Source organism: Paraglaciecola sp., from assembly GCF_039943935.1.
GTDB lineage: Bacteria > Pseudomonadota > Gammaproteobacteria > Enterobacterales > Alteromonadaceae > Paraglaciecola.
On the sequence record NZ_JBDUZQ010000001.1, the window covers coordinates 308,044 to 324,185 of the forward strand.

General features: G+C 38.0%; 17 protein-coding genes and 4 pseudogenes. 7 read left to right on the top strand and 14 right to left on the bottom strand.

Annotated features, from left to right (window positions below):
- Positions 1-35: 35 nt before the first annotated feature.
- The 4 genes and pseudogenes from ABJD71_RS01335 to ABJD71_RS01350 form a co-directional block, all read right to left on the bottom strand.
- Positions 36-431 carry a hypothetical protein gene (locus ABJD71_RS01335; protein ID WP_289028159.1) on the bottom strand — a complete coding sequence of 132 codons (396 nt, stop codon included), beginning with the start codon at positions 429-431 and terminating at the stop codon, positions 36-38.
- A gap of 79 nt (positions 432-510) precedes the next feature.
- A complete protein-coding gene (locus tag ABJD71_RS01340) occupies positions 511-1,395 on the bottom strand; it encodes a cation diffusion facilitator family transporter (RefSeq protein ID WP_289028158.1) in 885 nt (294 codons plus the stop codon).
- Entirely contained in the window at positions 1,388-1,747 is a 360-nt protein-coding gene (locus tag ABJD71_RS01345; RefSeq protein ID WP_348163360.1) for a DUF3703 domain-containing protein, read from the bottom strand. The genes ABJD71_RS01340 and ABJD71_RS01345 overlap by 8 nt, the downstream gene beginning before the upstream one ends.
- Positions 1,744-2,377: pseudogene (locus ABJD71_RS01350) on the bottom strand (cation transporter). Before ABJD71_RS01350 ends, ABJD71_RS01345 begins: the two are co-directional and overlap by 4 nt.
- 81 nt (positions 2,378-2,458) lie before the next feature.
- Between ABJD71_RS01350 and cadR the strand changes: the two are divergent.
- Positions 2,459-2,848, top strand: coding sequence for a Cd(II)/Pb(II)-responsive transcriptional regulator (gene cadR, locus ABJD71_RS01355; protein WP_348163363.1), 390 nt, complete (start codon positions 2,459-2,461; stop codon positions 2,846-2,848).
- Positions 2,849-2,897: 49 nt separating this feature from the next.
- On the opposite strand, the pseudogene ABJD71_RS01360 reads toward cadR, so the two are convergent.
- The 4 genes and pseudogenes from ABJD71_RS01360 to ABJD71_RS01375 all read right to left on the bottom strand — a co-directional run.
- Positions 2,898-3,044 (bottom strand): annotated as a pseudogene (locus tag ABJD71_RS01360) (IS3 family transposase); the annotation flags it as partial.
- 9 nt (positions 3,045-3,053) lie between these two features.
- Positions 3,054-4,025 carry an IS481 family transposase gene (locus ABJD71_RS01365; protein ID WP_348163366.1) on the bottom strand — a complete coding sequence of 324 codons (972 nt, stop codon included), beginning with the start codon at positions 4,023-4,025 and terminating at the stop codon, positions 3,054-3,056.
- 39 nt (positions 4,026-4,064) lie between these two features.
- A pseudogene (locus ABJD71_RS01370) lies at positions 4,065-5,101 on the bottom strand (IS3 family transposase); the annotation flags it as partial.
- A 74-nt stretch (positions 5,102-5,175) separates the two neighbouring features.
- Positions 5,176-5,784 carry a DNA-binding protein gene (locus ABJD71_RS01375; RefSeq protein ID WP_348163369.1) on the bottom strand — a complete coding sequence of 203 codons (609 nt, stop codon included), beginning with the start codon at positions 5,782-5,784 and terminating at the stop codon, positions 5,176-5,178.
- 142 nt (positions 5,785-5,926) lie between these two features.
- Between ABJD71_RS01375 and ABJD71_RS01380 the strand changes: the two genes are divergently transcribed.
- Positions 5,927-6,298, top strand: a complete 372-nt coding sequence (locus ABJD71_RS01380) for a recombinase family protein (protein ID WP_348163372.1) — start codon at positions 5,927-5,929, stop codon at positions 6,296-6,298.
- A 9-nt stretch (positions 6,299-6,307) separates the two neighbouring features.
- Entirely contained in the window at positions 6,308-6,439 is a 132-nt protein-coding gene (locus tag ABJD71_RS01385) for a helix-turn-helix domain-containing protein (protein ID WP_348163375.1), read from the top strand.
- Positions 6,440-6,706: 267 nt separating this feature from the next.
- Here ABJD71_RS01385 and ABJD71_RS01390 read toward each other — a convergent pair whose 3' ends face one another.
- The 5 genes from ABJD71_RS01390 to ABJD71_RS01410 form a co-directional block, all read right to left on the bottom strand.
- A complete protein-coding gene (locus tag ABJD71_RS01390) occupies positions 6,707-6,889 on the bottom strand; it encodes a hypothetical protein (protein ID WP_348163378.1) in 183 nt (60 codons plus the stop codon).
- A gap of 516 nt (positions 6,890-7,405) precedes the next feature.
- Positions 7,406-8,302: an IS982 family transposase gene (locus ABJD71_RS01395; RefSeq protein WP_348163381.1), complete on the bottom strand. Its 897-nt coding sequence runs from the start codon at positions 8,300-8,302 to the stop codon at positions 7,406-7,408.
- A gap of 90 nt (positions 8,303-8,392) precedes the next feature.
- Positions 8,393-10,444, bottom strand: coding sequence for a hypothetical protein (locus ABJD71_RS01400; protein ID WP_348163384.1), 2,052 nt, complete (start codon positions 10,442-10,444; stop codon positions 8,393-8,395).
- A complete protein-coding gene (locus ABJD71_RS01405; protein ID WP_348163387.1) occupies positions 10,441-10,920 on the bottom strand; it encodes a hypothetical protein in 480 nt (159 codons plus the stop codon). Before ABJD71_RS01405 ends, ABJD71_RS01400 begins: the two co-directional genes overlap by 4 nt.
- Positions 10,920-11,834: a hypothetical protein gene (locus ABJD71_RS01410; RefSeq protein WP_348163390.1), complete on the bottom strand. Its 915-nt coding sequence runs from the start codon at positions 11,832-11,834 to the stop codon at positions 10,920-10,922. Before ABJD71_RS01410 ends, ABJD71_RS01405 begins: the two co-directional genes overlap by 1 nt.
- Before the next feature lie 138 nt (positions 11,835-11,972).
- On the opposite strand from ABJD71_RS01410, the pseudogene ABJD71_RS01415 reads away from it, so the two are divergent.
- From ABJD71_RS01415 to dgcN, 3 genes and pseudogenes are all read left to right on the top strand, one after another.
- A pseudogene (locus tag ABJD71_RS01415) lies at positions 11,973-12,392 on the top strand (PhoH family protein); the annotation flags it as partial.
- A gap of 117 nt (positions 12,393-12,509) precedes the next feature.
- Positions 12,510-13,394 carry a LysR family transcriptional regulator gene (locus ABJD71_RS01420; RefSeq protein WP_348163393.1) on the top strand — a complete coding sequence of 295 codons (885 nt, stop codon included), beginning with the start codon at positions 12,510-12,512 and terminating at the stop codon, positions 13,392-13,394.
- Positions 13,395-13,519: 125 nt separating this feature from the next.
- Positions 13,520-14,521, top strand: coding sequence for an N-acetyltransferase DgcN (gene dgcN / locus ABJD71_RS01425; RefSeq protein WP_348163396.1), 1,002 nt, complete (start codon positions 13,520-13,522; stop codon positions 14,519-14,521).
- A gap of 21 nt (positions 14,522-14,542) precedes the next feature.
- Here dgcN and ABJD71_RS01430 read toward each other — a convergent pair whose 3' ends face one another.
- Entirely contained in the window at positions 14,543-15,499 is a 957-nt protein-coding gene (locus ABJD71_RS01430; RefSeq protein ID WP_348163399.1) for a hypothetical protein, read from the bottom strand.
- A 154-nt stretch (positions 15,500-15,653) separates the two neighbouring features.
- On the opposite strand from ABJD71_RS01430, the gene ABJD71_RS01435 reads away from it, so the two are divergent.
- Positions 15,654-16,091, top strand: coding sequence for a DUF3010 family protein (locus ABJD71_RS01435; RefSeq protein WP_348163402.1), 438 nt, complete (start codon positions 15,654-15,656; stop codon positions 16,089-16,091).
- Positions 16,092-16,142 lie beyond the last annotated feature (51 nt).

Here is a 16,142-nt window from a genome sequence, read left to right on the forward strand (position 1 = left end):
AAATTGTTGGCAAAAGGTGTTTGATTAGTTCAGGGTTAAGCTATAGGGGGGCGTAATAGCTGCGTGACCGGTCCATCTATTACTTTCGATAAGTAATAGAAATCATGAAGGGTTGTTATAGAAGTAAGTTCGATTGAAGTAAGGCTTCCAAGCCATTGGGCATGGGTTCCATGACAATGTCCACAATGGTGGCAATCAGCTGGATTGTGAGACATTTCGTTTGACGAGCCATCAATACTAGCTTGTATCCCATATTCTGAATGAATTTCTATTTTGTCTGTAGGGGTATTGTCACCAAACTGATGCTCATGAACTTCACTTAAATGTTCAGAGTCAATAGTATGAAAGTCCAAGGTATTGGCGACAGCAGAAAACGACTGATATAATATCAGCGAAATCAACAGGTAACTTGTCACCTTCATACTAAACATATCTATCTACCCTCATCTTTTTCATATTAACAGGTAATCGAACTAAGACCAATCGAAACAAAGTGTTTCAATTATTACATTACTCATCACGACAATCCTCACTAGCAAATTCAATTTCTATTGTAGTGTGCACAAAATCAAACTCATCAAGGCCTTGGCGAAATTCGTCTTTAAGTGTTCTCAATTGAGAAACCGAAACATCTTGTTTTAACTCCACATGTGCCGTCATGACGCTATGTTCACCGTCCAAAGACCAGATATGAAAATGATGTATATCCGCCACATAACTGTTTGACTTGAGCACTTTACGCACTTCCTCCATCTGCTTAGCATCGGGTGTGGCTTGCAAGAATAACAATAAGGTTTCTTTTAGATTTCTGACTACATTGAATAAAATGAATAACGTGAAGCCAATAGATAATATAGGGTCTAAAATTGGCCATGGCTTAAACATCAGCACAATCGATACGATCAGCACTGCCACCCAACCCAATACATCTTCAAGCAAATGCCAGTTTAAGATACGCTCGTTTAAGGAATTCCCTTCGCTAAGTTTATACGCAGCAAATCCATTAACGGCGATTCCAAAAATTGACAGGAGTAACATGCCTTCGACTTGGGGCATTTCTGGTGCTGAAAGCCTTGGGATAGCTTCGAATAAGATCCATATTGAGCCAATCGTTAACACTAACCCATTGATCAATGCACCAAGAAGTGAAAATCGTTTATAGCCATAGGAAAATGTATTGGTTGCTTCTTTTTCACTGAGTTTATTTAAGCCCCAAGCAGTGCCAATGGATAAACTATCGCCCAAATCATGCACTGCGTCGGCCATTATAGCCGTGCTGTTTGTCAGCCATCCGCCGATAAATTCAATGATAGTGAATACGACATTCAAGAAAAATGCCCAGCCAATGCGTTTTGATGCGCTGTTATCACTGTGACTATGGTTATGATTATGCATTGTTGATTTTATCCAATATCGTTTGATTTTCAGCACTAATTGGCAGCCGCTTAAAAGGGCTGATGTCAGTGCCGCCTGTATTCCCTTTGGGTACAAGGCCGATAGCTGTTTTGGTTACAGCACCAACTATTCTTATAACTTGTCCAAAAGCGGCTCTCCAATCTTTGTTTAGAAGACCATGTCGCAGCATTTTACAATGAATTAAACAATGATAATAAGTAGAGTGCTGACCAATTACATGCGCATCCTCCAGCGCTGTAAATGCCTGCCTCTCATTATTGTTAGACATTGCATCTGAGTAATCTGTTAATTTGGAATCGATATATGGCTTAACGGCTTTATTGTATGTCATAGTGGATTACTCGCATTACCTTTCTGAACTTCGTTATAAAGTATTTCTTGCTTGGCGTCTTTCAGGATCATCCACGATCCGCGTAGCACGACAATCGACACTATACAGCCGATAACCAACTCCGGTACTCTACTATCAAGCCATACCTCTAGAACACCGGCGATGATGCCCCCATGTTGGCAATGACATCGTTATCTGAAAAAATCTAGCTGGCTCGCATATGTACTTCGTCATTTTTATGATTACGAATAATCACCAAGCAAGCGACGTTTGCAATTAGTGCAATGCCCCCATTCCTATCATTAATGATGAGATAGGCTCACTGCCCAAGATTAATCTTCTGGTAATATTAATGAGAATGATCACGCCCAGCAATAACTGAAAGTAACCACTGATTTGCAGAGCTTTGGCTTTGTGAAGTATAGATTGACCCACAGCATAAATACCTATGCCGTATACAACCGCATCCGCTAGCATATCGATAGAGTCTGCTATCAAAGCAGTAGAGTCAGCCAAAAAATCAACGGTCACCTCAACGAAAAACATCGTCGCATTGATGCCAAGCAGCCAATATAAAACCCGTTTTTGTGAGGCATATTTGATTTCCACTTCACAGCCGCAACCACTCATTGTTCAACTCTTATTCCCAAAATTATAGGTACAGTGTAAAGTCTATACTTAGTATAGAGTCAACAACAAAAAGGCGCGTTTATGAAAATAGGTGAGCTATCAAAAAAAAGTGGGTGTTCTATTCAGACGATCCGTTTTTATGAAAAACAGGATTTGTTGGAAGCTTGCAATCGCAGTGAAGGCAACTACAGAATTTACGACGCCTCATCGTTAAGGACACTGCGATTCATTAAGCAATGTCGCTCATTAGATTTGACTATAATAGAAATTAGACAGCTGTTGGATACAAGAAATAATCCCGACAAAAGTTGTTCTAGTGTGAACAATTTGATCCATCAACATATGGTTGACGTCACACATCGAATTGCAGAACTTGAGGAGCTAAAACTTACACTATCTGAGATGGCCTCGGCATGCACAGATGATAGAAAAGTTAAAGAGTGTGGGGTATTGCAGTTGCTTGAAGAGTGACACTTAACGATTAATACAACAATGATACGATTGCGGACATATGTAGTGGTCAAGTGGTTTTGGCCACAGTTTTATAAAATTGGCAGTACCTTGCTTCCGATTCATTTGGAGTTAAATTACCATTATATGAATGCAGCCTAATATTACTGTAATAGCCAATAATATAGTCATTAATTCTATGTTTGGCTTCACTAAAATGTGTGATTCATAGAGATCGTTTCAATCTTGCGATCTCTAAATCTCGTCTGTAATTGGCATCCTGAGCCCGTTCATTTTTAACTTCATAATTGTCTAGAACTTCGTCTGAGAACGGTGTTTCGTTTGATACATCGAAATACTTTTCCATTGGTGTTTTGCCTTTGTGAGCGCTATGCGGACGATTCCAGTTATAGTAGTGCTGCCATTCAGAAAGTTGATTGTCCAAGTCATCAGATTCAATATCTACAGTTGCATAAAATTCAGCTTTGTCGGTTTTCTGGGATCGCTCAACCTTTCCATTAAGATGAGGTGAAGCTGGTTTATTAGGACGGAATTTGATACCTAGTGACATCATTTTTTTCTGAACCTTTTCAGCAAAAAATTCTCTGCCACGATCAGTTTGAAAACGTTGAATAGGAAAAGGCATTTCTTCAACAACAGCGTCAATAAAATCTAATGTGTTTGCTGCCGTACGACGTCCGTAGAGCCTCAGAACCCTGTATCTAGTGCAGTCGTCAACCGAAGTGTATTGATAAAGCCCTGGAGCTATTTTGCAAGTGTCCATTTGTACTCTATCGCCAGGCAATGGTCGTTCGTATCGAATGTAATCCACTTTTCGCCTGAATTTTTGCACAGGTTTAACTTGATGCTTCTTGAGAACTTTGTGAATTGTCGCAAGACCTAATGATATGTTGTGAAGTCTAAATAACTCACTTTGAAGCCTTCTAGCTCCGAGATTTCTTGCTGAGCGTAATTCTAAAATTAGCTTCTCAACCTTGTCTGTAGTTTTAAGGTTTGGTGATGAATGAGGCCGCTTACTTCGGCTAACCAGACCATCCTTACCTAACTCTTTATAGCGCCGCCACCATTTACGGAGAGTTGGTCTGGTGATGCCACATTTACGGCAAACTAAACCTGCATCACCTGATGATTCAAGTAATTTTATCCAGACCAATCTTTGTTGAATTTCATCGTTCATAACACCCAATTATAGTGAAAGGATGTCTATGAATCACACATAGCCAGTTGTCGGTATCCATTCCGTTTTTAAACTTCTAAAGAAGCGTTCCATGGGGCTATTATCCCAACAATTTCCCCGCCGACTCATACTCTGTTTAATCTGATACCGCCAAATTAATTGTCTAAATTGACGGCTTGTGTAATGACTTCCTTGATCGCTGTGAAACATCAGATTACTAGGTCTGCCGCGGCTCTCAAATGCCATCGTCAGGGCTTGACTTGTTAGGTTGCTATCAGGTGAGCGGCCCATTGCCCATCCAACTGGTTTTCTTGCAAATAAATCTAATACTACAGCTAAATAGGCCCAACGCGAGCCAGTCCAAATATACGTTACATCGCCGCACCATGCCTGATTAGGCTCAATTACCGCAAACTGCCTATCCAATATATTCGGAATAGCTACATGCTCTTGCCCTGCCTTCTTATAGGCATGTTTTGGGATTTGGCAACTCACCAAATTAAGCTTGCGCATGATGTTGGTGGCTCGATAGCGAGTCAGTGGGAAACCGTTGTTAGTCAACATCACTGCGACTGTTCTCGCACCAGCTGAGCCATTACTTTGCCGATGAACTTCTTTCACCTGACTATGTAATTTGGCCACTTCAGGCGGCAATCGTTTATCTCTTTTACGCCAATATTTAAATGTGCTGCGATGGACTCCAAATACCTCACACAGCAGCTTTATTGAATAAACGCGTTTATCGCTCTGGCTCAGTTTCTCGACTAACGAGAGTTGTTCATGGAGTCCGACATCAACAGAGCGGTAGCCTTTTTTAATATCTCCTTCTCTAATTCAGCCCGTTCTAGACGCTTCTTTAGGTCACGAATTTCAATCTGTTCTGGCGTCATAGGTGTTTGCTTAATCTGAACGCCACGGCGCTCTTGCTTGAGTTGTTTCACCCATTTACTAATAGTCGATGGCGCAACATTCATTGCTTTTGCCGCTTCATCTTGAGTGTAGTTTTGGTCAATTACCAGTTGAGCCGTTTCTAACCGAAATTCTGGGCTATAAGTAGGTCGCTTACTTTTCTTCATTTTTGTCACCTAATCTTGCTATGCTAGCAGCATAACATTTCTTGTTAGGTGGCCAAATTAACTATGCCACTACATCACGTTTTTTGTATTGATTCTAATTTTCCCTCAAGCTTTCCAAACTCTCGTTGTAATATGTCGTACTGTTTTTCTTTTTCTTCTAATTTAAGGGTATGTTCAATCAAAGTGTCGAGTGAACCTTGTAATTTTGAGTTTTCTGCTAACAGTTTTTCATTTTTCGTACTTAAAGATTCAATAGTTGATTCAAGTTGATCTATTTTTCTATCACTTGAGTCGATAGCTAAAGAAGCTTGATTTTCGGATTCTTCAAATTCAGCAATTTTGGCTTGGTAATCTTCAATAGTAGATTTAACTCTCTTTTCTGCTACTTGTTGGGCTACCCGGTAGCTTTCAAGTGCTAACTTCTCCAGTTGGAGCTTGGCAGTTTGCTGGTTCTTTTCTAATTTATCTAAAATTTCATTAGGTAGGTCAATTTCTTCAATTTTTTGATCAACTACCACTTCTTTTTGAGCTACGTATTTATCCCATACTTTTTTTATTCGTTCTGAGCTTCCGCCGTCTAATCTATTTCTGATTGCAAAAGGACTTACAAGCTTGCCTTCTGTTTCGATGATAATTCCCGCTTCGATAATTTGTTGGTCTGTAAATTCAGCTCTTCTACCCATACTTCACCCAAATAAGTTAATTAAGTTATTTAACTTAATTAAGTTTAGTGGGTAATTTTATTTTTTCAAACTAATAATTGATCACAACCCATATTTGTTCACTTATTGGTTAGCCTGTACGAAAGGTATAGGTTTCGTGCATATGAAAGTTGGTTTTGCACGAGTTTCGATTCAAGAACAAGATTTACAAGTTCAACTGTCCAAGTTGGACGCTCATGGTTGTGAAAAAATATTCCAAGGGAAACAAAGTGGTGCCTCGATTAAAAATGATGAGAAGTTAAAAGATCTCATAGGTTTTATACGAGAAGGTGATGAAGTTATTGAAAGTATTCACAACAAAGGAGCGTGTTTAAATATCATTGATGGTCCACTAAACATTGTTAATGATAATCCATTTTCTACCGCTATGATTAACCTATGTGGCGTTTTCGCTCAGCTTGAGCGGGATTTAATTAAAGCCAGAACAGCAGAAGGTCGTGAAGAAGCTAAAGCTAAAGGTAAACACATGGGCTGATTGCCTGCTTTGTCTAATAAGCTAGCAAAATCATTACATAAAGATAAATTAAATGGTGAGTCTATTTCAGCATTAGCTAGAAAATACGGTATTAGCAGGGCAACCGTTCATAGAACCATAGAACGCATGAAGCCTAAATAGTTAGTTGAACTACTCGGAAGTTACTTAAAATATTGATTTAAAGAAATTAAATTGAAGTTGTTTTATAATTCATTAAGTCGCCAAATAGGTTCTTCTGTAGTGGCATAGTTATTACTGTTAAAGCTAAAAGAGAGTTTATGGGGAGTGGTACAATATCTCATCCGCAAGATGGTAAGCAGTTAACTACAAAATTAGTTACAAGCTCAAAACTTCAGGTACTTTTTCATAAACTATTATCAGACTTTGGTGCGAAGCAAATTCATTTATTTACTTACGCTTTTCATCAGTACGGTGCGCAGAACGTAACAGGCTTCTTATGTCCTCTGTGTCAATGTTCTCATCCACTAATGCTTGTTGCAGAAGTACACTTACTTCGTGAGATGGAGACAAGTTTTCGAGCTTAATATTTGCTAAAGCTTGCTTGAGCGTATGTGGATTTTTTATTTTCACTGATTCTAGTCTTAAGCTTGCGTATTCAAAGTAATTCCATAATTACAGTTGAGGTCTATTATAGATTTTGTTTGCCGCCAAATAATAACCTTTCAACGGTTACTATTTTGTACTCCTTTGAAAAGTAATTACTCATATTACAATTGATAGTAGTGTTGAATTCTTCGAAGACGTGGACAATGCCAATCCACAGTTGGAACCTGACATTGTCCGCAATTAGCCATCCACTTCGAAGGTAACCTAAAACTTAGCTCGACTCAAAGTGTGCAGTAGCTTTAAAGTTAATATCTAGTTTTTAACCGTGTTTGGGATATTTTTAGTCGGGGAGCTTCGAGGTAAGGTGAGGAGTGTATTAATCAAAAGAGCACTTTGCTATACCAAAAAAGTGAGTTGTTCTCACCCTTTTGGCATATGACTAATTACTTGCTGTTAAAGATGCGCCTTTACTAATTATTGGGTATTAGTACTAAATCGATAACAGTAAAAAGAGTGATGCTTAACTAACCCCAGATCGGTTTAAGCCATGACCATGGAATTACGCTCTACGTCAGTTAAATTAAGGGATGGCTTGTTTTCTTTTAGGCAATAGGCCACCAATCCAGCCAATAAATTGAGGGTAAAGCCATGTACACTGCGATGTCTTGAGTGTTCAATGAATGAAATATTCTTCAATTGGTCATTTATCGTTTCAATAATGAAGCGTTTCGACAGCATCACTCTGTCCCACATAGATATCGCTTTAGCCTTCATGTTTTTACGAACGGTCGTGATTAATTTCACACCTTTCTCTGACAAATTAGCCTCTAATTTCTTACTCAAATACCCTTTATCACCATAAAGCGTACCCGGTAACCCCTTAGCCAGTTCTTCGACAGGTTGGGTATCGTGGACATTGCCTGTGGTGATGTTTGCCGCCACAATTTCACCTTTATAGTTCACGACCAAATGCAATTTGAAACCATAAAACCAGCCCATCGTTCCTTTCCCTCTTTGTGCAATACCATCAAACGTTTTATGGCGAGGAATACGGATGTTATGACAAACCTTTAAGCTAGTAGAGTCAATGAATTCAATACCTGTAGGCTTACCCTTTAGTGATGTGAAATAGGCGCACATGGGAACAATGAGTCGTGGCATCATTTCTAAAAAACGGGTGTAACTGAGTAAATCAGGGAACGCTTTTTTATAATATACTGACACATAACCGGTGTAATAATTTTTGAAATCACGGTGGTGGCTCATGTGAAAACCAATCACCACCGTCATGATTTCACTGATAGACATGTGGCCCTCTCGACGTCTTTTTCTGCTGCCATCTGCCAATAATTGCCTTTGCCTTTGCCTTTGCCATTGTGGGATAAACACTTTGCAAAAATCATCGACATCGCAGTACAACTCAACTAAATTCTTCATGCCTGTTCCTTGTTTAAATCGAATCGTTTTTGGTCGAAAGATCCGATCTTGGAACAGGCATTTAGTTCAATTTCTTAAACCGAGTTCAGGTTAACTAAGTTTTTTAATGATATCTGATTCAAAATGCTGGAGATTAGTATCTTTACCAACTAATGCTTCAAGAAGATCAGTGTATTTTTCACTAGTACCAATAATAATTTGTTTACCCATATCTTTCACATTGGCAGCCTTGGATATGAAGTTAGTGAAACTTTCGTTTTTGGCTTCTTGCTGTCGAGGCTCATCCATTATTAATAAACCTAAGTGGTTGGTTGATAGTTTGGTCGTATGATCGAGCGTTAAAACAGAATATAAATAAGACCAAATAACACGAATATTGTCACTTGCTGAAGCTTCCGCGTTGATATCAATCTCATTTAAAGTAGGCTTATAGCTAGTTTGTGATATTTCAAAGTCACTCAAAGAATTACTGCTATAACCAAATTGTTCAAGATTATTGATAAAACTAGTTTTAAGTGCTTTTAGCTTTTTCCAGTCGTTTTGGCTTAAGCCCGAATGTGGAATAGCGTTCAATCCAGACGATGCTAGTTTCCATTCAACTAACGCAGAAGTGAGCTTTTCTTTGAGCTTATGTTCATCATTCATTGCTGTTTCAAGTTTATCTATCTCACTCTCTATAATTAGTTCTTTTTTGATATCTACTCTTGATGGGGCTCTTGGGGAATCAATTAAGCTATCTTTTATAGCCCTAATCAGTGTACGCGTTTCGGCAAGTTTGCTTTTACCCTCAGTCAATCGGGCTTGTTTTAAGCTTGTGTTCTTTATTTCTCCTAGTAAAAGCGCATCAAAAGCTTCTTTTTGTTTTTCTAGATATTTTATATTGTCTTCAAGCCCAAGAACTTTTGTTTGGTTGTTTTTCGCTTGTGAAAGAAGTGAGTCATCTATATCACTATGACAAGTTGGACAGCTATTAAAGTCAAATCTAAACTCTTCTTCAGAGCCAATAGATTCTAAGCGAACAAGATCTTTATATCTGCGCAAGCTATCTTTGACATCGTGAATTCTTAATTCTATTGAGTCGATGTAATTTTCAGAGGTATCTAAATCAGATACAAGTATAGAGATAGCTTTTTCTTGTTCTGAAAGAAGGTTACTATATTTAGACAACTGCGTTTCTAATTCGTTTACTTTCTCAGTGTTAACTTGAGAGCTATTTACGCGTGAACTAATTAGTTCTAGTTCGCTTTTAAGATAGTTAATACGATCTTGAAAAGAGCTTTTTTCATCGTTTACTAATAAATATAAATAGCTTTTTTCTGAAACTACAGTATTTTTGACGATTTTCTCATCTAGTTCATTTGATACGAAGCCTTTGCTACTGCCTGCAATCGATATAAGGTTGTCTAGCGCAATAGCCCATTTTCGTTCAGCATCTTTTTTCTTTTGATTAAGTGCCTGCTTTTTCTGCGCATATTCTTGAACTTCTAAGCCCAGCGTATGCTCTATAATCCGAGTTGATAGATCTTTTATACCTAGATACGTTGGAAGTATATTTAAAATTCCTCCCCAACCACGAGTTTGCTCAACGTAGTTAATAGAAAAAATTGCCTCTAAATATAAAGGGCATTCACTACCATTAAATTTCATTACCTCTGGCAATGAAATGTTCATAAAGCCTGTCAGAAAGTGGTGAAAACCACGTTCTCTGGTAGCAGAGCCTTCGTCTCTTAAAAAGTAATCTTTAGAAGCACTACTTCTATTAGATAATACCTGTTCAATCGTTGAAGAGTTAAATACTGAAACTAGTTTTGCTTTTTCTTCGATACTACTTCTAAAGATTGTGATGCGATTAACACCGTTGTGTAACTGCAAATATATTTTCGATTCAATAATTTGTGCCATTGAACCATTAGATGTTCTCAATTGACTTGTCAGTGCTGTTTTTAATGGTACTTTCCTTGAGGGACCTAAGCTGCCCTCAAGTCCAAGCGCAAAAATTATCGATTGCATGCATGTAGATTTACCATGCGTATTCTCTGCGTGAATAACATTTAGTCCGTCTTGAAAGGGGATGTCAACGCCATACAAACCGTCACTTGTTCTCGTTCTAATTGATAGCTGCTCGATTATTAATTTACTCACAATAGATCTCCTGCAATAAGAGTATTTATTACTTTGTCAGTAAAGTGGCTTTTCTTAAATTGGCTCATGTAATCCTTTTCGACAGTAAATATATGTGAATCTGCTTCTATTTTTTTACTGAAATTCTCACCTTTATCTGTAAGGCAAACGCGTTTCGAATCATCAAGTTTGAATAAGTCATATCCGATTCCCATATCAACTGCCCTGTCAACTAGAGGATCAAAATGTATGTTTATTGGTTTAGTTGAAGCTAAAGCGTTGTTGCTAACAGGATAAGCGTTTCGTTTTTTCTCTGAGGAAACGAGAGAATATAAAGCTTGTACCTTTTTTGAGTTGGCTTTTTGTCCGGAGCAAAGCTTTTTCAAGATAATCAATATCAAAGATATACGCCAAAGTGGACGCAAATCAGGGTCTAGAGGTGCTCCTCTATGGTTAAAAGTGATACCTTTTTTGGGAATAGAATTAAAAATATCCATTAGTCAAAGCCTAGAGTGCAGTTCATTAACCAGTCAGATATCGTTCCTGTTGATATCACTGTTATATTTTCTTTATGCAAATTGCAGTTGTTTTGTAATTGTTCAGAAAGCCTATTTATCTGGTAGCTAAGAGAATGCATTTCGGGAAGAGAGTCAAAAGCTTCAATATCAAGCTGCTCAGCTCGATGTATAGCGGTATTCATTACTTGCTCGTATATTTGACCATAATCTTGTTTAAGTTCACTCAGCATATTTTGGCTTATAATTGCACTCTTTATAAGCCTTTCTTTTCCTCGCTGTATACTACTTTCAGAAGTCGCAAGTTTAGATAATTTATAGTCTATATTTTCATTAAACTCGGAAGAAGAGCTTGCGGAGAAATCCGTAATATCTGTATCAGTTACTTCAATAGGTGATAGTTTTAATATTGCGATGCCTTGAGATAACAAACTAGCTTCTTCTCGTTTAAAGTCGTTTCTATCCCAAATAAGTACTCTAAATTCATTGTTGTCTACATAAGGTAAATTTGCGTTGATTACTTCTTGTGTTTTCTTGGTAGCATGGTTAACAAGATGACGTGATTTATGAGTAGGTACGACAAGAATCCACCTTTTTATTTTTGTTTCACCAAAGTAGCCGGACATTTTACCGGTATTGTTAATAAACTTACCAATATCAGTAGTCATCTTATCGCGCTGGTCTTCATATAACTTTTTAACTGTCATTGGGTTTTCAGCGCAGTACATTTGATAGGCGTTACCATCTAATGAGAATCCTTCAATACCACCATCGCCACCGTCAGTATCTGGTATAGGAATGTAGCTTGAAGAGGATTGATATCTTTCGCGAAGAAGATCATTTGCATGAGATTCCCATTCCTTGGATGTCCAAATCTTGTTTGAGTTTATTTCCATTAAAATACTTCTATTACTTATTCATTTTTATTGTATTTTGATAGCTTGCTTGTAATGTTATATTTTAAATAACCACTTATTTATTTTATTCTATTGTGTATTTTAGTTTTTGACAACGTGAGTGTGGATCTTAGGAAAACTGAAGAAGAAAAAATGGCGCCTTGGCTAGCGGCGATTACTGATTCTCTGGAAGTGCTCCATAAAAATGATGAAAATACTAAAGGCTCAATGAGTTACATCATGGAGAAAGCCAATATACAGTTTAAGTCGGTTAATTTTATGCGTGGTCGTAGTATTCAAAATGCCATTGTAATTTTAGATGAATCCCAAAACCTCACAGCCTCACAACTTAAAACTATCATTACCCGTTGTGGTGAAGGTACTAAGTTAATTTGTAGTGGGAATTTAGCGCAAATTGATAGTAATTATTTAAGTGCGGTTACTTCTGGTTTGACCTACTTGGTTGAGAAGTTCAAAAACTTCTCGGGGAGTGCCACTCTAAATTTAGATGGTGTAGTACGCAGTCGTTTAGCAGAGTTTGCTGAAGAGCAGTTATAGTTTACCCTACCCAAAATGAGGTTCGATAACATAGCCAGCTATGTTGTCGGGCCTTCTAATTGTTAATTTTAATTATTGATATTCACATGTACTCTGTAGCTTCTTAAAGGTAATTACATGCGCTTGCGTCACATAGAGGTGTTTCATGCCATATATACGACGGGTTCTATTACGAATGCGGCTAAGCTGTTAAACGTATCACAACCTTCTGTCAGTAAAGTCTTGACTCACGCCGAATTACAGCTTGGTTTTAATTTATTCGAAAGAGTTAAAGGTAGGCTAACTCCAACAGATGAAGCTGAGGTGCTATTTAACGAAGTGGATAAAATTTATAAGCAAATTCACTCTATCAGAAACCTATCTCAAAACATTAAAAAGTCTCAATTTGGCAATATTACTTTGGGCATTACTCCAGCGTTAGGTTTTGACGTTATTCCTGATGTGATAGCAAATTATCACCGAGATTTTCCAAATGTTAGTTTTAATATCCAAACAATCCACAATAATGCGGTGATGCAGTCTTTAGTAGAATACAAATGCGACCTAGGAGTATTATTTTCTCCAAGTACGATGCCTTCAATTGTTACCACTCCACTAGCTCAGTCTGAGTTAGTGATTGTTTACCCAAAGCAAGTGTTTCCGGATTGTCCTGATAAACTAAGCCTTGCAGATGTGAGTAATATGGAGTTTATTGATATAAGAGACAGTGGTCCTTTAGGGGAGATGTTTTTGGCTCGAATATTAGAAGAAGATATTGAGTTTAAGTCTTCAATTAATGTGCAAACGTATTTTATTGCCGTCAGGCTGGTTACCCAAGGCCTTGGCGTATGTGTGGTAGATCGCTCTACAGCCCAAGGAAATTTAACCGATAAGATTGCTATTGCTTCATTTGAACCACCGCTAACTTTTGACATTAAAGCTGTACATCTAGAGAGCCAAAACAAAACAAAATTAATCGATGAGTTTTTACCTTATTTGTTGCAAGGTATCTCAAATATTTAAAACGTTTAAACCCACCTATAGCCTTTAGTTATGAGCAACAAAAACTTTGTTACTTTTATTATCAAAGCACTCCATTACACTGCATGCAAAACTTCTAGTACCCCTCTTTTTTTATGGACATTAATATGAAAATTGTTACTCCTTATTTATTATTTATTGGTGACGCAACCGATCAACTTGCTATTAAGATGGCTCGTGGGGTCGCCACTTGGAGACCTGAACTATGTATAGGTGAGTTCAGTGTAAATGGTTGTACTGTGAGTACAGGCATGGAAAAAATGACAATTAAGCAAGGCGCTAATAAAGGGGCTAAATCGTTCATTCTGGGATTCGCTAATAGTGGTGGGATACTAGATAAAAAATGGGTGCCCTATATTTTAGAGGCCATGGATGCAGGTATGGATATTGTGTCTGGCTTACATCAAAAGCTAAGTGATATCCCCGAACTCGTTGAAAAGGCACAACAGACTAAAAGAGCACTTTTAGATATTCGCCATCCCCAACAAAATTTTGCAACTGGCACTGGCATAAAACGTTCCGGTAAACGTCTACTTACCGTAGGTACAGACTGTTCAGTGGGAAAAATGTACACTTCATTGAGTATTGAAAAAGCTATGCAAAAATTAGGGCTTAACGTTGATTTTCGTGCCACCGGACAATGCGGTATTTTGATTGCGGGGCAAGGACTAGCTGTTGACTGTGTTATTTCGGACTTTATTTCTGGCGCATCAGAGTCGCTATCTCCAGAAAATAGGCCTGATCATTGGGATGTCATTGAGGGACAAGGGTCATTGTCTCACCCAGCTTTTGCCGGTGTAAGTTTGGGGCTTCTACATGGGTCACAGCCAGATGCGTTAGTAGTATGTCATGCGTTAAATCGTAGCCATATGAGAGGGCTTCCAAGTAGTCAATTTCCGAGTATTGAGACAACCATTGCATTAAACCTCCAAGCCGCCAAATTAACTAACCCAGATGTTAAAGTGGTAGGCCTTGCAGTAAATACTTCAAGTGTGAGTGTGGATGAAGGCAAACAAATATGTGCAGAACTTAGCAAGAAATTTGATTTACCTTGCGTTGACCCATTGCGTGATGGTGCTGACCGTATTGTGCAAGCTTTATTAGTTTAAGGATTTACTTAATTAAGGCACTTAACGCACGACTTCGTATGTGAACATACGAGAAGCTAGGTTCCTGGCGCTAGTCGCTGATATTTTTGAAAGCGGCATATGTGCTGGGCCTGTTGGCTCCATTAAAGTGTAATCTACCCCTTCGATTTCATAGGTTTTTTCTGTAGGTCTAAAGGGGAGTTTAATTCCAAGTAGAGCGTGATTTGGGAGATAAACCATTACCATTTTTATATCTGGCAAGAGTGATCGCACTAAACTCCCCATAAGCACACTTTTACTATCACAATCACCAATGTTATTCGCAATGACTGATAGCGGAGGCAGATACCCAGCTCCATTTGATGTCATGCGATCTTGAAGTTTGTCATAAGGAATACTTTGAACCCAGCTTAATAGTAATCGAATGTAATCTCGCGAATCACTATTTTCAGGCACCATTTCATAGATTGCTTGTGCAATGGGAAGTAGTGAGGTTTTATTTTCATTAATGTATCGTAAATGGTCTGGTTTTACGGCTTCTTGCCCTAAATATGATTGGAAGCGGCTGTAATAATTATCATCAAGATATTGGTCAAATGCCTTTACTTGGCTTTGTGCCATGGACTGTCGCCACTTGCTTAACAGTTTGTCAGAGCGACTTTTTACATTTACCTGAATATCTTGGCCTGTTTTGTTTATTTGAATGCGGGCTTCCCGAGGGTCAATTTTACGAGCTTCTTTATGTAACTCTATGTACACATATTGTTGTGCCAGATCTGGAACAAAATGTTTGTGGCTTTTTACATTGAACTCTTTAGTGGCTAGTCTGAAGTTTATTTCGGACATTTGTTCTAACTCAGTGTCCCAGCGATAATGGAACAAAGTATCTGCCCCATTTTGAGTTTTGTTAAACGCGATTTGTTTACCCTGCAAGGGGAAGGAGAGCAAAAACATAAGAATAAGTAGGCTATTTCTTAGTTTGTAAGTATCTTTGCACATGGTGTATTTTTCTTTGAGTTATCGTCTTTGTAAATATCAGCATAGCAGCTTCCTATAGTTATGTTTGCTACCCAAGAATTAATTTAATAGTGAAAGCTGTGGTCAATTAGCACTTTGAGTTATACTGACACCAATTAAGTTTGGGAGAGAAATAATGCGTGTATGTGGTGTTGAGTTAAGTGGAAATGATGCAAATGTGTGTTTGTTATCATTAGAAGAAGAAGTGTTTCAAATTCCAGATTGCCGAGCTCGAAAGTTTACATTACCTAAAAATGCTATTAGTAAAGATATACGTTACTTCCAAAAGTCATTTTCACAACTCGTTACTGATTATAAAATTGATAAAATTGTTATTCGTCAGCGACCTATGAAAGGTAAGTTTGCTGGTGGTGCCGTAGGGTTTAAATTGGAAGCTGCATTAGAGTTATTACAAGATGTTGATGTAGAAGTACTTAGTCCAACTGAGATTAAAGAGTCTTTAAAACGTAACCCTGTGCATGTACCCATGGCTGAAACGGGATTGAAGATGTTTCAAGAAGTGGCATTTAATACCGCCTTTGCATATTTGATGAAAGATAAATACGATCTTTAAAACAGTATTTAATGTGAAAAGCGATAGGTAGCTCGTAATAGACAATAAAAA

Coding starts and splice junctions, on each gene's coding strand:
- dgcN (WP_348163396.1), top strand. CDS start 13,520: ATGAAAATTGTTACTCCTTATTTATTATTTATTGGTGACGCAACCGAT.
- ABJD71_RS01410 (WP_348163390.1), bottom strand. CDS start 11,834: ATGGAAATAAACTCAAACAAGATTTGGACATCCAAGGAATGGGAATCT.
- ABJD71_RS01430 (WP_348163399.1), bottom strand. CDS start 15,499: ATGTGCAAAGATACTTACAAACTAAGAAATAGCCTACTTATTCTTATG.
- ABJD71_RS01420 (WP_348163393.1), top strand. CDS start 12,510: ATGCGCTTGCGTCACATAGAGGTGTTTCATGCCATATATACGACGGGT.
- cadR (WP_348163363.1), top strand. CDS start 2,459: ATGAAAATAGGTGAGCTATCAAAAAAAAGTGGGTGTTCTATTCAGACG.
- ABJD71_RS01435 (WP_348163402.1), top strand. CDS start 15,654: ATGCGTGTATGTGGTGTTGAGTTAAGTGGAAATGATGCAAATGTGTGT.
- ABJD71_RS01335 (WP_289028159.1), bottom strand. CDS start 431: ATGTTTAGTATGAAGGTGACAAGTTACCTGTTGATTTCGCTGATATTA.
- ABJD71_RS01345 (WP_348163360.1), bottom strand. CDS start 1,747: ATGACATACAATAAAGCCGTTAAGCCATATATCGATTCCAAATTAACA.
- ABJD71_RS01375 (WP_348163369.1), bottom strand. CDS start 5,784: ATGGGTAGAAGAGCTGAATTTACAGACCAACAAATTATCGAAGCGGGA.
- ABJD71_RS01380 (WP_348163372.1), top strand. CDS start 5,927: ATGAAAGTTGGTTTTGCACGAGTTTCGATTCAAGAACAAGATTTACAA.
- ABJD71_RS01365 (WP_348163366.1), bottom strand. CDS start 4,025: ATGAACGATGAAATTCAACAAAGATTGGTCTGGATAAAATTACTTGAA.
- ABJD71_RS01395 (WP_348163381.1), bottom strand. CDS start 8,302: ATGAAGAATTTAGTTGAGTTGTACTGCGATGTCGATGATTTTTGCAAA.
- ABJD71_RS01340 (WP_289028158.1), bottom strand. CDS start 1,395: ATGCATAATCATAACCATAGTCACAGTGATAACAGCGCATCAAAACGC.
- ABJD71_RS01405 (WP_348163387.1), bottom strand. CDS start 10,920: ATGGATATTTTTAATTCTATTCCCAAAAAAGGTATCACTTTTAACCAT.